Here is a 12986-nt window from a genome sequence, read left to right as displayed (position 1 = left end):
GGAATACACCATGGGTTTCGTACCGTTGATCGACGTCAGCCGCGGCGGCTTTCCCGAGTGTCAGCACTGGGGTGCCGTGGCGGTGTCCAACCGCGAAGGCAAGGTGCTGGCCCGCGTTGGCGACCCGTACACCGTCACCTTCACCCGCTCCACCATCAAGGCCTTCCAGGCGCTGCCGTTCATGCAGGCCGGCGGCGCAGCCGCACTGGGCTGGGGCCAGGGCGAGCTGGCCCTGCTGTGCGCCAGCCACAACGGCGAACCGATGCACGTGGCGCAGGCCGAGCGCATGCTGGCCACCGTGGGCCAGGACTATCACGCGCTGCAGTGCGGCTGCCACCGGCCGCTGTTCGCAGAGCTGGGGCTGGGCACGCTGCCCGCAGGCTTCGTGCCCGACGAGCGCCACAACAACTGCAGCGGCAAGCACGCGGGTTTTGTGGCGCACTGCGTGCAGCAGGGGTTGCCGCTGGAGGGGCATCTGGACCCGGCACACCCGCTGCAGGTGGCCATTCGTGACCATGTGGCGCAGGCCGTGGGCCTGGCGCCCGACCAAATGCCCATGGGCATCGACGGCTGCTCGGCGCCCAACTACGCCATGCCGCTGGCCCACCTGGCGCGCGGCTATGCGCGTCTGGCGGGCGGCGCACCGGATACTGCGTTGCACCACAGCCTGACCACGCTGGCCGACGCGATGGTCGCGCGGCCCGAACTGGGTTCGGGCACCGGGCGGCATGACCTGGACTTTATGCGGGCCGGGCAGGGTGACTGGGTATCCAAGACCGGCGCCGACGGCGTGCAGGTGGTGGGAAGCCGCAGCCGGGGCGAGGCCTTTGCGCTCAAGGTCATGGACGGCAGCATGGTGGCGCAGGTCGCGGCCGCCGTGGAGGTGATGGACCAGCTCGGCTGGCTGGATGCCGGTCAGCGCGAGGCACTGGCCCCGCGCCGGTCCGCACGCATCGTCAACGCCAAGGGCTTGCAGGTGGGCGAGCGGCGGGCGGTGTTCAAGCTGGAGCCCGCCAGCGCCTGAGCCGGGAATTTGGCAGTGGTTCTGCCGGGGCTGTCGTGCGGGCCACTGCGCTGCGCGCGCCGGAATTTGATTGAAAAATGCCTTTACCGCTTGACTAGTAAGCGCTAGCAGCTACAAAAATAGTAGCAAACGGCTCCGTGTCGGGCAGCACATAGATCACGCCCCGCGACTGGCCGAACAGCGGTGCGATGAACTGGTTGTAGAACGCCTCGGGCGCATTCACGCAGCCGTAGCTGATGCGCTTGTCCTGCGCACCCTGGCTGGCCAGGCGCTGGTGGCGGCGCTCGGCGGCGCTCACGCTGCGCACCCGGTGCAGCGACACGGCGGCGTCGTAGTCGATCCAGACGATGTCGTCGCCCTTCAAATTGCGCCCCGGCTCGGTGACGAAGCGCCCAGCGGGCGTGGTGCGCTCTTCGGGGCGGATCTGCGACAGCGGGCGCTGGCCGATGTCCGGCGCCGACCGGTCGCCCAGCGCCGCGCCCAGCAGCACCGGCGAGCTGCCCAGCCACTGCCCCTGTGCCGAAAACACATGGATGCGCGCGGCAGGCTTGTCGATCACGGCAAACGGCAGGCCCTGGTGGTCGGCCGTGTCGGTGGCCCAGCGCACCAGCCGGCGCGCCGTGGGCGAGGCATCCTGGGGCAATGGCGCAGCGGCCGCGGGCACGGCTGCCAGCACACCACCAGCAACCAAAGCCGTCACGGCAAAACGCCGGTTCACAGTCACAAAAAACATGTCTTCATCCAAAAAGCGTGCTCACACGCACAACCGCCGAAACTGGCGCGCACCCGGCCAGTGCACCCGTGGATCTGGCTTCGCCAGTCCACCGGGTGCGTCCCCCTCTGGGGGAAGGCGCCGCCAGGCGACTCAGGGGGGCTTTCTATCCACTGCAATGCCCTCAATAATGCCTGCACCTGTGACTCTTGCGAAGCTTTGTGCTTCGGCCCAACATGTTTGACCGTCTCCGCAAAGCATTCAGCGCCACTGGCTCCTTGGGCGCCCCCGGCCGGCCTGTGACCAACCGGGACGTGTCCCGCTGGGCGGCGGACCAGCGCCTGCCCATCGTCGCCCACGCCACCGACGGGCATTTCGACCTGGGCGGCGACATCCACGGCCACCCCTGGCGGCTCGAGTGCAGCACGCCCACGCGCGACTACGTGCAGGGCCTGGAGCTGCGCGGCCGCGCCGACGTGGGCGCCGACCCCGATGCCGCTGTGATGGTGATCAACCGCCCTCTGCAGGAGGTGCTGGAGCGCACCGCCTACGACGAGATCACCGACACCCTGCAGACGGCCATCAGCACCAGCCTGCCTGAAGAAATGCGATGGCTGTCGATGTATGAGGAGGTGACCTGGCCCGGCCTGCCCGCGTCGTTCCGCGACCATTTCACCGTGGTCGCCGAGCGCATCGAGCAGGCCCAGCGCTGGATCCACGCGCCCGTGGTCTCGCAACTGCTCAACGCGGTGGAAGGCGAGGGCGGCGCCGAACGCGCCAAATCCCCCATGGTGCTGATGCTCGCGCGCGGCAAGGTCTACCTGCGCCTGGAACACACCCAGCGCAGCCTGGCCGAGATCGCGCACGCCAAGCAACTGCTACTAGTGGCCGGCCAGGCCGCGCTGCAGAACCTGCCGCCCATGTCGGTGGCGGGGCCGGATGACGAGGCGGGGTTCGGCCGCTGACATCGCACACGCGCGTTTCAAAACCGAAACGGAAACGGAAACGGGGCCTATGGCCCCGTGGTTTTTGGTGCGATACGCCGCTGCGCCGCGAAACTGGCACGCCCCAGGCCAGTGCACCCGTGGAACTGGCTTCGCCAGGCCACCGGGTGCGTCCCCCTCCCGCGCGCAGCGCGAGAGAGGGGGAAGACGCGAAGCGGCTCAGGGGGTGCTTACTTAACTTCCGCGAGTGATCGGCACACCCGCATCGCGGCCATAGGCGCCGTACTTGCCCAGCTCCCACTTGGCGATCGCGTTGCGGTGCACCTCGTCCGGGCCGTCGGCAAAGCGCAGCGTGCGCGCACCAGCGTAGGCGTACGCCAGCGGGAAGTCGTCGCTCATGCCGCCGCCGCCATGCACCTGCATGGCCCAGTCGATGACCTGGCAGGCCATGCTCGGGGCCACCACCTTGATCATGGCGATCTCGGTCTTGGCGACCTTGTTGCCGGCCACGTCCATCAGCCAGGCGGCCTTCAGGGTCAAGAGGCGGGCCATGTCGATCTTGCAGCGGGCTTCGGCAATGCGTTCCTGCGTCACGGTCTGCTGCGCCACGGTCTTGCCGAAGGCCACGCGCGACGAGGCGCGCCTGCACATCAGCTCCAGCGCGCGCTCGGCCAGGCCGATGAGGCGCATGCAGTGGTGAATACGCCCGGGGCCCAGGCGCCCTTGGGCGATCTCAAAACCGCGGCCTTCGCCCAGCAGGATGTTGGAGACCGGCACGCGCACGTTCTCGAAGGTCATCTCCACGTGGCCGTGCGGCGCGTCGTCGTAGCCGAACACGTTCAGCGGCCGGATGATGGTGATGCCCTTGGCATCGGCGGGCACCAGCACCATGCTCTGCTGCGAGTGGCGCGGCGCTTCGGGGTCGGTCTTGCCCATGGTGATGAACACCGCGCAGCGCGGGTCGGCCGCACCGGAGATCCACCACTTGCGGCCGTTGATCACGTACTCGTCGCCGTCGCGGTCGATGCGGGTTTCGATGTTGGTGGCGTCGCTCGATGCCACGTCGGGTTCGGTCATCGCAAAAGCCGAGCGGATCTTGCCTTCGAGCAGCGGCTTGAGCCAGCGGGCCTTGTTGGCCTCGTCGCCGTAGCGGGCGATGGTCTCCATGTTGCCGGTGTCGGGCGCGGAGCAGTTGAACACCTCGCTGGCCCATGGCACGCGGCCCATGATCTCGGCCAGGGGCGCGTATTCCTGGTTGGTCAGGCCTGCACCGTCGTAGCCCGAGGCTGCGGCGCTGTCCACCGGCAGGAACAGGTTCCACAGACCGGCGGCCTGGGCCTTGGGCTTCAAGTTCTCGATGGTGGACAGGGCCGTCCACCGCTTGCCGGCCGCGGTGTTGGCGATCAGCTCGTTCTTGTACGCCACCTCGTTCGGATAGATGTGGTCATCCATGAACTGGAGCAGCCTGGACTGCAGTTCCTTGGTTTTGGGCGAGTAGTCAAAGTCCATGGGTGTCGTCTCCGTTGGTAATCGTAGGATCGTCAGGGCGGCGTCGGTGCCGCTCTATCGTGTGGGTTTCGGTGCAGCTGGGGTGTGGTCTTCATCCGCGCTGCGCGAACGACCAGGCCAGCTCGGCCATGGGCCGTGCCGTGTCGCCCGAGGCCTTGGCCTGCGCGCTCGACGCGGTGCCGGCCTCCACCCGCTTGGCAATGCCCTGCAGGATGGCGGCGATGCGGAACATGTTGTAGGCCAGGTAGAAGTTCCAGTCGGCACGCAGTGCGTCGGGCGTGGCGATGCCGGTGCGTTCGCAGTAGCGGCGGATGTAGCTGTCTTCGTCGGGGATGCCCAGCGCCGCCAGGTCCTGCCCGGCGATGCCGCGGCCCATGGCGGCGGGGATGTGCCAGCTCATGCAGTGGTAGCTGAAGTCCGCCAGCGGATGGCCCAGCGTGGACAGCTCCCAGTCGAGCACCGCGATCACGCGCGCCTCGGTGGGGTGGAACATCAGGTTGTCGAGCCGGTAGTCGCCGTGCACGATGGACACGTGCCCCTCGTCCCGCGCGCTGGCGGGCATGTGGGCGGGCAGCCATTCCATGAGCTTGTCCATCTCGGGGATGGGCTGCGTGACCGACGCGACGTACTGCTTGCTCCAGCGGCCGATCTGGCGGTCGAAATAATTGCCGGGCTTGCCATAGCCGGCCAGCCCCCGGTCGGCGAACTTCACGCTGTGCAGCGCAGAGATCACGCGGTTCATCTCGTCATAGATCGCGGCGCGCTCGGCGGGCTCCATGCCGGGCAGGGACTGGTCCCACAGCACACGGCCCTGCATGCATTCCATGACGTAGAAGGCGCGGCCGATGACCGATTCGTCCTCGCACAGCACGAACATGCGGGGCACGGGCACGTCGGTGCCGTACAGGCCGCTCATCACCGCGAACTCACGCTCGATGGCATGGGCCGAGGGCAGCAGCTTGGCCACCGGGCCGGGCTTGGCCCGCATCACGTAGCTGGTGCCGGGGGTGATGAGCTTGTAGGTGGGGTTGGACTGCCCTCCCTTGAACATCTCCACCGTCAGGGGGCCGGCAAAGCCCTCCATGTGCTGTGCCAGCCAGGCCGTCAGCGTGTCGATGTCGAACGCGTGCTGGTCGGAGACGGGCCGGGTGCCCACGAAATGGTCGAAATTGCTCATGGGTGGGCGAGGAGTGTGTTGTCGTTCTTCAGTTGTCGGTTTCGGCAATGCGCATGAGCGCCTCCCGGTCGCGCACCACCAGGCCGCCCGGCTCGATGCGGATGGCATCCTCGCGCTCCATGGCCTTGAGCTCCTGGTTCACCCGCTGGCGCGATGCGCCCAGCAGCTGCGCCAGTTCTTCCTGCGCCAGCTGCAGGCCGATGCGCATCTCGCTGCCGTCCGACAGGCTGGGCACGCCATAGCTGCGCACCAGGTGCACCAGCTGCTTGGCCAGGCGCGAGCGCAAGGGCAGGGTGTTGAGGTCTTCCACCAGCCCGAACAGCTGCCGTATGCGCCGTGCATGCAGGCGCAGCATGGCCTCGTACAGCTCGGTGTGCGCCGCGAGGATCTTCTTGAAGTCGGCCTTGGCCACGCACAGGATCGTGGTGTCCCCATGCGCATAGGCATCGTGCGTGCGCCGGTCCCCGTCGAAGATCGCCACGTCGCCGAACCAGATGCCCGGCTCCACATAGGTCAGCGTGATCTGCTTGCCCGAGATGGAGGTGGAGCTCACCCGCACCGCACCGCGCGCGCAGGCAATCCACTCCTCGGGCGGGTCGCCGCGGGCGGCGATGAGGCCGCCGTCCTTGAAGCGTTTGACGTATGCACATCGCAGGATGTCGTGGCGTAGCGAGGGTGAAAGGGATGAAAACCAGCGACCTGAGTTGATCGCTTCACGTTCTTCGATAGTAAGAATCGGGTCGTCCATGGCCTGTCTTTTGCGTGACTAGAAACAGGACCATTGTCGCGTGAGGGACCTTCGCGCTGCGTCAGGGTTGTCACCTGCGCGTCTGCGCGTGCGCGCAGAAAAAAACCCCTGGGTGCCGACGGGGCACGCAGGGGCTTGTGGAGCGCTTTGCAAGCGGCGCGGACACTGCCGCGGCGCAAGGCGCGCGGTCACTCGTAGCGCGGCGCGCGCTTTTCCAAAAAGGCGGTGATGCCCTCGCCGCCGTTGAGGTGGTGCAGGGTCTTCACGAAGTGGTCGCGCTCGTGGCCCAGGTGCTGGGTCAGGCTGGCACCGGGCGCGTCGTTGAGCAGCTCCTTGATGCTGGCGAGCGCGTTGGGCGCCTTGCCATTGAGCTGCTCGGCCAGCGCCAGCGCCGCATCGAGCGCCGCCCCGGGCTCGGCCACGCGGTTGACCACGCCCAGCGCGTGCAGGCGTTCGGCGCCGATGCGGTCGCCGCCCATCAGGATCTCGGTGGCCGCCTGCCGGGGCAGGGCCTGCGACAGGCTCCAGCTCGCGCCGCCATCGGGCGACAGCGCCACGTTGCTGTACGCCATCACGAACACCGCATTGCGTGCCGACACGATGAAGTCGCAGGCCAGCGCCAGCGAAAAGCCCGCACCGGCCGCCGCGCCTTCGACCGCTGCGATCACGGGCTTGGGGTAGGTGCGGATGGTTTCGATCCAGTTGTGCAGGCCTTCGATGCTCTGGGCCTGCACCTCGGGCGGCTGCTGGCGGTTGGCCAGCAGGCGCTGCAGGTTGCCGCCCGAGCAGAACATGCCGTCCGAGCCGGTGATGATCACGCTGCGGATGTCGGCGCTGCCTTCGGCCACGCTCAGCGCCTCGATGCCCGCCGCGTACATCGACGGGTCGATCGCGTTGCGCCGTTCGGGGTTGCTGAGGGTCAGGATCAGGGTCTGGCCCTGGCTGGTGCTCTTGAGTTCTGCGGGCATGTGCGTGACCTGGTGGACAGTGTGGGCGGTGGCTGTAACGACTGCTGAGGCATCCGGTCAGAACCGGAGTGCCTCATTCCTCGACGTGGGTGAGGCTCAGGCCGATGGCGCCGCGCCGGCGCAGCCAGGGGCTGGGGCGGTAGCGGGTGTCGCCATACACGGTCTGCATGTTGAATAGCACCTCGAGGATGTTGGTCGGGCCCCAGCGGTCGCCCATGGCCAGCGGGCCCTGCGGGTAGCCCAGGCCCAGGGTCACGGCGGTCTCCAGGTCCTTGGGCGAGCAGATGCCTTGCTGGCAGATGTCGGCGGCGATGTTGACGATGGTGGCCACCACGCGCTGCGTGACGAAGCCGCCGCTGTCGCGGATCACGCTCACTGCCTTGCCGTCGCGGGCGAACAGGGCGTGCGCCGCGTTGCGGATGTCCACGCGCGTGGCGGGGTTGGTGGCCAGCACGCGGCGCTTGGTGGCTGCGTCCTCCACCAGCATGTCGATGCCGATGGTGCGCGCAGGGTCCAGCCGCTCGACCACCGCCACGGTGGTCACGTCAAAGCCCAGCGGCGCGACCAGCGTGATGGCCTGCGGCGAGGGCGATTGCCCGGTCTCGATGGTGGCGCCCAGGTCCTTGAGCAGCTGGTACAGCTCGGCACGCCGCGCGGCGCGGGGCGACACCCACACCGGCGGGATGTCGCCCACCACGGGCACGGGTGGCTCGGCGGGCACCTGGGCCGCGCCGTCCACGTAGCGGTAGAAGCCTTCGCCCACCTTCTTGCCGACCACGCCACCGGCCAGGCGCTGCGCGGTGATCACGCTGGGCCGAAAACGCGGCTCGTCGTAGTACTGGCGGTAGATGGATTCCATCACCGGGTGCGACACGTCCAGCGCCGTGAGGTCCATCAGCTCGAAGGGCCCGAGCTTGAAACCCACCTGGTCGCGCAGGATGCGGTCGATGGTGGCGAAGTCGGCCACGCCTTCGCCCACGATGCGCAGGGCCTCGGTGCCGAAGCCGCGCCCTGCGTGGTTGACGATGAAGCCCGGCGTGTCCTGCGCCTGCACGGGCGTGTGGCCCATCTGGCGGGCGTATGCAGCCAGCGCAGTGCAGACGGCAGCGTCGGTCTTGAGCCCGGCGATCACCTCGACCACCTTCATGAGTGGCACGGGGTTGAAGAAATGAAAGCCCGCCAGGCGCTCGGGCCGCTGCAGGCCCGCCGCAATCGCGGTGACGGACAGCGAGGACGTGTTGGTCGCCAGCACCGCGTCGCTGCGCACCACGGCTTCGAGCTCGGCGAACAGCGTTTTCTTCACATCCAGGCGCTCCACGATGGCTTCCACCACCAGGTCGCAGCCCGCCAGGTCGGCCACCGCCTGCACCGGGTGCAGCCGCGCTGCCAGGGCCGTGGCCTCGTCGGCCTCGATGCGCCCCTTGGCGACCAGCTTGGCCCACTGCTCTTGCAGCGCGGCCTGCGCGGCCTGGGCGGCGCCGGGATTGGCGTCCAGCAGATACACCTGGCTTCCGGCCTGGGCTGCGATCTGGGCAATGCCCCGGCCCATGGCGCCGGTGCCTACGATTCCGATGTGGTGAAACTGAATTTTCATAGCGCCATTATGGCTCTGGCCTTGACCGGGACTTATGTGCAAGAATGGGCCGCACCATAAATAGAACCTATTGTGAAAATCCGTAACACCGTACTTGGAGCCGGGCTGTGGGTGGTTGCTGCGGGCGCCGGTGCACTCTCGCTCGGCAGCAGCAGAGGCACGGTGGTGTTGGGCGCGCCCCTGGATGTGTCGTTCGAGGTGCAGCCGGATGCCGGCTCCGATGTCGCATCGTCCTGCGTTTCGGCCCAGGTCCGGGCCGGAGATACCCCCATCGGCGACGCCCGGGTGCGCATCACGCCGCTGCCCGACATGCGCGGCCGCCCACCCGGTGTGCGCGTGCAGGCCAACGTGGCCATCGACGAGCCCGTGCTCACCGTCACGCTGTCGGCGGGCTGCAGCAGCAAGATCAGCCGCACCTATACCTTTCTGTCCGAACTGCCTGCCTCGGTGGCGCGCTCCACGGCGCCTGTCGATGTGTCACGGCTGTCGTCGGCAACGCCTGGCTCGGCGGACGTGCCCCGCAGCGCGGCCGGCACCAGCGCCGCAACTGGCATGGGCACGGGCACTACCGCTCAGCGTGCCCCCGCCGGTTCCGCGCCCGCCGCATTGCCCGGTGACACGCCTGCCGCGCCAGCGCGGCCACCCGCCGCGGCTGCCAGCCGGCCGGTGCCACGCGCTGCAGCCAACAATGCGGCGCCAGCGCGCAGTGCGCAGCGCCCTCCCGCGGCTGCGGCTGCGGCCGCTGCACCCAAGCCCGCAGAGCGCTCGCGCCTGGTCGTGGAGCCGCTGGACCTGTGGCTCGACCGCCCCGTGGCCCTGCGTGCGTCGCCCGAGCTGCTGGTCACGCCGTCGGACCAGCCGTCTGCACAGCGTGCCCAGGCTGCTGCGGTGTGGAAGTCCCTGAACGCGCAGCCCGAAGACATCAACCAGGACGCAGACCGCCTGAAGGCGCTGGAGGCCGACATGGCCACCCTGCGCGCCCAGGCCAGCCGCGACCGCGCCAGCGCCGCGCAGGCGCAGCAACAGCTGGAGCAGGTCCAGGAAGAACGTTTCCCCGCCCTGGTGGTGTATGTGCTCGGTGGCCTGCTGGCCGCCGCGCTGCTGCTGGTGGCGTGGGTGCTGGTGCGGATGCGCACCCGCTCCGAGAAGGCCATCCGCGACTGGCGCGACTCCGTGGCTGCGTTGGGTGGGCGCGACCCCGCGCTCGCGGCCCGCGACGAGGCGCTGGGCCTCAGGCCCCATCCGGGCGACACCTGGCTGCCGCCCGACACGACGCCGTCCCCAGTGCCGCAGGCCGCGCCCGCCGCAGCCCCGGCGGCCCAGGGGGCCGGCCGCAGCTCGGGGGCCGCGCCGCTGGCGCCCTCCATGGCGGATACCCAGGCTGCGCCCAGCCCCACGGCGCCGGCGCCTGCGAGCACCGCGGCCACCGCAGCGGCAGCCGCCGCCGCATCGGCCTCCGCCAGCCGGGCAGCGCTGCACATCGTCAGCCCGGAAGAGCTGTTCGACATCCAGCAGCAAGCCGAGTTCTTCATCTCGGTGGGCGAGCACCAGCAGGCCATCGAAGTGCTCAAGAAGCACATCGACGAGCGCGGCGATGTGTCCCCGCTGGCGTACCTGGAGCTGCTGCGGCTGTACCACACGCTGAGTCGCGTGGAAGAGTTCGCCCAGCTGCGCAAGCAGTTCATGCAGTCGTTCAACGCGCAAGTGCCGGAGTTCACCGGCTTTCACCGCACGGGACGCATGCTGTACCACTACACCGATGCGCTGGCCGAGATCGAGGCCGAGTGGACGTCGCCGTCCGTGCTGGTACTGCTTGAGAAGTACCTGTTCAGGCGCGATGGTGTCGGCGCCATCGAGCCGTTCGACATGGCGGCCTACGACGAGCTGCTGCTGTTGCTGGCCATTGCGCAGACCACGCCGGCCTCCGCACGCGGCGACGACGGGCCGCGCAAGCGCACCACGCCGCTGGCGCCCGACCGCATTGACGCGGTGGTGATGCCCGAGCCCTCGGCCCCGCCGCCCCGGCCTGCCGCGCCGCAAGACGACCTGCCGCTCGACTCGCTGGCGGCCAGCCTGGAGTTCGATTTCGACGAGTCGCTGCGCACGCCGCGCGCCGTGCAGGCGCCCGAGCCGCCTGCGGCCACGCGGCCCCCCATGGCACCGCCTGGCGTCGCTGTGGACACGCGGGGCGCGCCGCTGGACCTGGACCTGTCCGAGCCTCCCCACCTCACGCTCAGCGACCTGCCGCCCGTGCCGGTCACGCCGCCTCCGGCATCGGGCGGGGCGGTGGGCTTTGGCATGGACAACGACCTGATGGAACTGCGCCTGGAGCTGGAGCAAAAGGACAACAGCAACAAGGGCCGTCCCTGAGCCGCTGAGTCGCTCAGCGGTGGTTGCGGATGGGCGAGGGGCCGAGCGCTTGCCGGCCTTTCCGAGTTTGTTCCCATTCTTTCGGGTTCTGCCCACGCCCGTCTTGCGGTGCGGGGCAGCGCCGCCGTTCAGCGGGTCCGTGGTGGCTGCCGCTCTGGCAGGCGACGCGACCAAGGCTGGCGCGAGCCGCGGCCCGCAGGGCGCCGCGGGTTCAGGCGGTGGTGCCCACGACCCGCATGGCCCGCATCAGGGCGCCGGCTTCGGCCTCCGGGTCGGGCGCATTGACCAGCGCTCTCACCACCGCGATCGACCCCACGCCGGTCGCCAGGACCTCCGCGAACTGACCGGCGCCAATGCCGCCGATGGCCACCTGCGGGTAGTGGCGCAGCAGCCGCGCGTACACGCCCAGGCGGCCCACGCCCTGGGGCGCGGTGGCCATCTTCTTGAGCGTGGTGGGGAACACGGCGCCCATGGCGATGTAGCTCGGGCCCACGGCATCGGCGCGCACCATTTCGGCATAGCCATGGGTGCTCACGCCCAGGCGCAGGCCGGACGCGCGCAGGGCCTGCAGGTCGGCCGCGCTGAGGGCATCCAGGTCTTCCTGGCCCAGGTGGATGCCGTAGGCACCCGCGGCGATGGCCGCCTGCCAGTGGTCGTTGATGAACAGCAGCGCGGACGTGCCCAGCACGGCCTGCACGGCGGCCCGCACTTCGCGGTCGATGGCCGCCGCGTCGTCGGACTTGAAGCGCAACTGCACCGTCGGCACGCCCGCACGGGCCATGCGGCCCACCCAGTCGGCGTCGGGCAGCACGGCGTACAGACCCAGGTGCTGCGGGCAGGGGGCGAATGCCTGCGCGCGCGGCACGGGCTGCAGGCCGAAATCCTCGGACGCGTCGGGCCACAGGTCGGGCTGCACGGCGCCGGTGCGCTCGGTGCGGGCCTGCCAGGCCTGCGCCACGCATTCGGCGTCGTGGGCGATGAAACCCAGCGTGCTGCAGGCCTGCAGTGCCGCCAGATAGGCCGGGTCCTGCCGGGTGGGGGCAGGCGCCGCCTGGGGCGCAAAGCCCGCAAAGGTGGCGGCGTGGTGCGCAACGATCTGTTGCGCCAGGGCTTTCGTATCAAGCATCTTGAGCATGGTGCCAAAAAGGGGTGCCCAGCACGGGCGTGCTGGGCTGGGCGGCATCCTGCGCCGACATGGCGCCGGCCCGGCGCGCGGTGCGCCCGGCGTTCACCGCGTCGGCAAACGCGCCGGCCATGGCCACCGGGTCTTGCGCCAGGGCGACGGCGGTGTTCAGCAGCACGCCGTCGTAGCCCCATTCCATCACCTGGCAGGCGTGCGACGGCAGGCCCAGCCCGGCGTCCACCAGCATGGGCACGTTCAGCCGCTCGCGCAGCGTCTGCAGGGCATACGGGTTGACGGGGCCGCGCCCGGTGCCGATGGGCGCTGCCCAGGGCATGACGGCCTGGCAGCCCACGTCCACCAGGCGCTGGCACAGCACCAGGTCTTCGGTGCAATAGGGCAGCACCTGAAAGCCTTCCTTGATGAGGTGTTCGGCCACGCCCACCAGGTTGAGCGTGTCGGGCTGCAGGGTGTAGTCGTCGCCGATCAGTTCCAGCTTGATCCACGGCGTGTCGAACACCTCGCGCGCCATCTGCGCGGTGGTGATCGCCTCTTGCGCGCTGTGGCAGCCCGCGGTGTTCGGCAGCACCGGCACGTTGAGCTTGCGCAGCAGCTCCCAGAAGCTGTTGCCGCTCTCGGCCGGGTTGCTGCCCTGGCGGCGCAGCGACGCGGTGACCATGGCCGGCTGCGCGCGCTGCACGGCGGCCTCCAGCACGGCGGGCGAGGGGTAGCGGGAGGTGCCCAGCAGCAGCCGGCTGGCAAACTGCTGGCCGTACAGCACCAGGGGGTCGTGGGGCGTCGGGGTGGTCATGTCTGTACT

Annotated in this window: 11 protein-coding genes; 3 read left to right on the top strand and 8 right to left on the bottom strand. The window is 69.4% G+C overall.

What is annotated here, in order from left to right:
* The first annotated feature begins 10 nt into the window (after positions 1 to 10).
* Positions 11 to 1024, top strand: coding sequence for an asparaginase (locus ACIGHN_RS18900; RefSeq protein WP_396505559.1), 1014 nt, complete (start codon positions 11 to 13; stop codon positions 1022 to 1024).
* A gap of 94 nt (positions 1025 to 1118) precedes the next feature.
* On the opposite strand, the gene ACIGHN_RS18895 is transcribed toward ACIGHN_RS18900, so the two are convergent.
* Positions 1119 to 1757 (bottom strand): hypothetical protein, encoded by a 639-nt coding sequence (locus ACIGHN_RS18895; protein ID WP_056421247.1) that lies wholly within the window; start codon positions 1755 to 1757, stop codon positions 1119 to 1121.
* Between the two features lie 215 nt (positions 1758 to 1972).
* On the opposite strand from ACIGHN_RS18895, the gene ACIGHN_RS18890 reads away from it, so the two are divergent.
* Positions 1973 to 2701: a hypothetical protein gene (locus ACIGHN_RS18890; RefSeq protein WP_396505558.1), complete on the top strand. Its 729-nt coding sequence runs from the start codon at positions 1973 to 1975 to the stop codon at positions 2699 to 2701.
* A 213-nt stretch (positions 2702 to 2914) separates the two neighbouring features.
* Here the strand turns inward: ACIGHN_RS18890 and ACIGHN_RS18885 are convergent, their stop codons facing one another.
* From ACIGHN_RS18885 to ACIGHN_RS18865, 5 genes are all read right to left on the bottom strand, one after another.
* A complete protein-coding gene (locus ACIGHN_RS18885; RefSeq protein WP_056168097.1) occupies positions 2915 to 4189 on the bottom strand; it encodes an acyl-CoA dehydrogenase family protein in 1275 nt (424 codons plus the stop codon).
* Positions 4190 to 4280: 91 nt separating this feature from the next.
* Positions 4281 to 5366, bottom strand: coding sequence for a phosphotransferase (locus tag ACIGHN_RS18880; protein ID WP_056168100.1), 1086 nt, complete (start codon positions 5364 to 5366; stop codon positions 4281 to 4283).
* Between the two features lie 28 nt (positions 5367 to 5394).
* Positions 5395 to 6114, bottom strand: coding sequence for a Crp/Fnr family transcriptional regulator (locus ACIGHN_RS18875; protein ID WP_056421251.1), 720 nt, complete (start codon positions 6112 to 6114; stop codon positions 5395 to 5397).
* Between the two features lie 188 nt (positions 6115 to 6302).
* Entirely contained in the window at positions 6303 to 7082 is a 780-nt protein-coding gene (locus ACIGHN_RS18870; RefSeq protein WP_396505557.1) for an oxepin-CoA hydrolase, alternative type, read from the bottom strand.
* A 73-nt stretch (positions 7083 to 7155) separates the two neighbouring features.
* Positions 7156 to 8676, bottom strand: coding sequence for a 3-hydroxyacyl-CoA dehydrogenase (locus ACIGHN_RS18865; RefSeq protein WP_056423223.1), 1521 nt, complete (start codon positions 8674 to 8676; stop codon positions 7156 to 7158).
* A gap of 72 nt (positions 8677 to 8748) precedes the next feature.
* Between ACIGHN_RS18865 and ACIGHN_RS18860 the strand changes: the two genes are divergently transcribed.
* Positions 8749 to 11046, top strand: a complete 2298-nt coding sequence (locus ACIGHN_RS18860; protein WP_396505556.1) for a FimV family protein — start codon at positions 8749 to 8751, stop codon at positions 11044 to 11046.
* A 211-nt stretch (positions 11047 to 11257) separates the two neighbouring features.
* Here the strand turns inward: ACIGHN_RS18860 and ACIGHN_RS18855 are convergent, their stop codons facing one another.
* Both ACIGHN_RS18855 and ACIGHN_RS18850 read right to left on the bottom strand, forming a co-directional pair.
* Positions 11258 to 12172: a thiamine phosphate synthase gene (locus tag ACIGHN_RS18855; RefSeq protein WP_396505626.1), complete on the bottom strand. Its 915-nt coding sequence runs from the start codon at positions 12170 to 12172 to the stop codon at positions 11258 to 11260.
* The gene (locus ACIGHN_RS18850; protein ID WP_056168114.1) at positions 12165 to 12977 is read right to left on the bottom strand and encodes a thiazole synthase; all 813 of its coding nucleotides are present in this window, start codon (positions 12975 to 12977) and stop codon (positions 12165 to 12167) included. The genes ACIGHN_RS18855 and ACIGHN_RS18850 overlap by 8 nt, the downstream gene beginning before the upstream one ends.
* Between the last annotated feature and the right edge of the window lie 9 nt (positions 12978 to 12986).

The organism is Acidovorax sp. NPDC077693 (assembly GCF_044542805.1).
Classification (GTDB): Bacteria; Pseudomonadota; Gammaproteobacteria; order Burkholderiales; family Burkholderiaceae_C; genus Acidovorax.
The sequence above is the reverse complement of the archived record's forward strand: the minus strand, read 5'-3'. Positions and strand labels throughout refer to the sequence as shown.

What these genes read in the sequence shown, in the direction of transcription:
- ACIGHN_RS18900 (WP_396505559.1), top strand. Translation starts at nt 11, where the DNA reads ATGGGTTTCGTACCGTTGATCGACGTCAGCCGCGGCGGCTTTCCCGAG.
- ACIGHN_RS18895 (WP_056421247.1), bottom strand. Translation starts at nt 1,757, where the DNA reads ATGTTTTTTGTGACTGTGAACCGGCGTTTTGCCGTGACGGCTTTGGTT.
- ACIGHN_RS18890 (WP_396505558.1), top strand. Translation starts at nt 1,973, where the DNA reads ATGTTTGACCGTCTCCGCAAAGCATTCAGCGCCACTGGCTCCTTGGGC.
- ACIGHN_RS18885 (WP_056168097.1), bottom strand. Translation starts at nt 4,189, where the DNA reads ATGGACTTTGACTACTCGCCCAAAACCAAGGAACTGCAGTCCAGGCTG.
- ACIGHN_RS18880 (WP_056168100.1), bottom strand. Translation starts at nt 5,366, where the DNA reads ATGAGCAATTTCGACCATTTCGTGGGCACCCGGCCCGTCTCCGACCAG.
- ACIGHN_RS18875 (WP_056421251.1), bottom strand. Translation starts at nt 6,114, where the DNA reads ATGGACGACCCGATTCTTACTATCGAAGAACGTGAAGCGATCAACTCA.
- ACIGHN_RS18870 (WP_396505557.1), bottom strand. Translation starts at nt 7,082, where the DNA reads ATGCCCGCAGAACTCAAGAGCACCAGCCAGGGCCAGACCCTGATCCTG.
- ACIGHN_RS18865 (WP_056423223.1), bottom strand. Translation starts at nt 8,676, where the DNA reads ATGAAAATTCAGTTTCACCACATCGGAATCGTAGGCACCGGCGCCATG.
- ACIGHN_RS18855 (WP_396505626.1), bottom strand. Translation starts at nt 12,172, where the DNA reads ATGCTTGATACGAAAGCCCTGGCGCAACAGATCGTTGCGCACCACGCC.
- ACIGHN_RS18850 (WP_056168114.1), bottom strand. Translation starts at nt 12,977, where the DNA reads ATGACCACCCCGACGCCCCACGACCCCCTGGTGCTGTACGGCCAGCAG.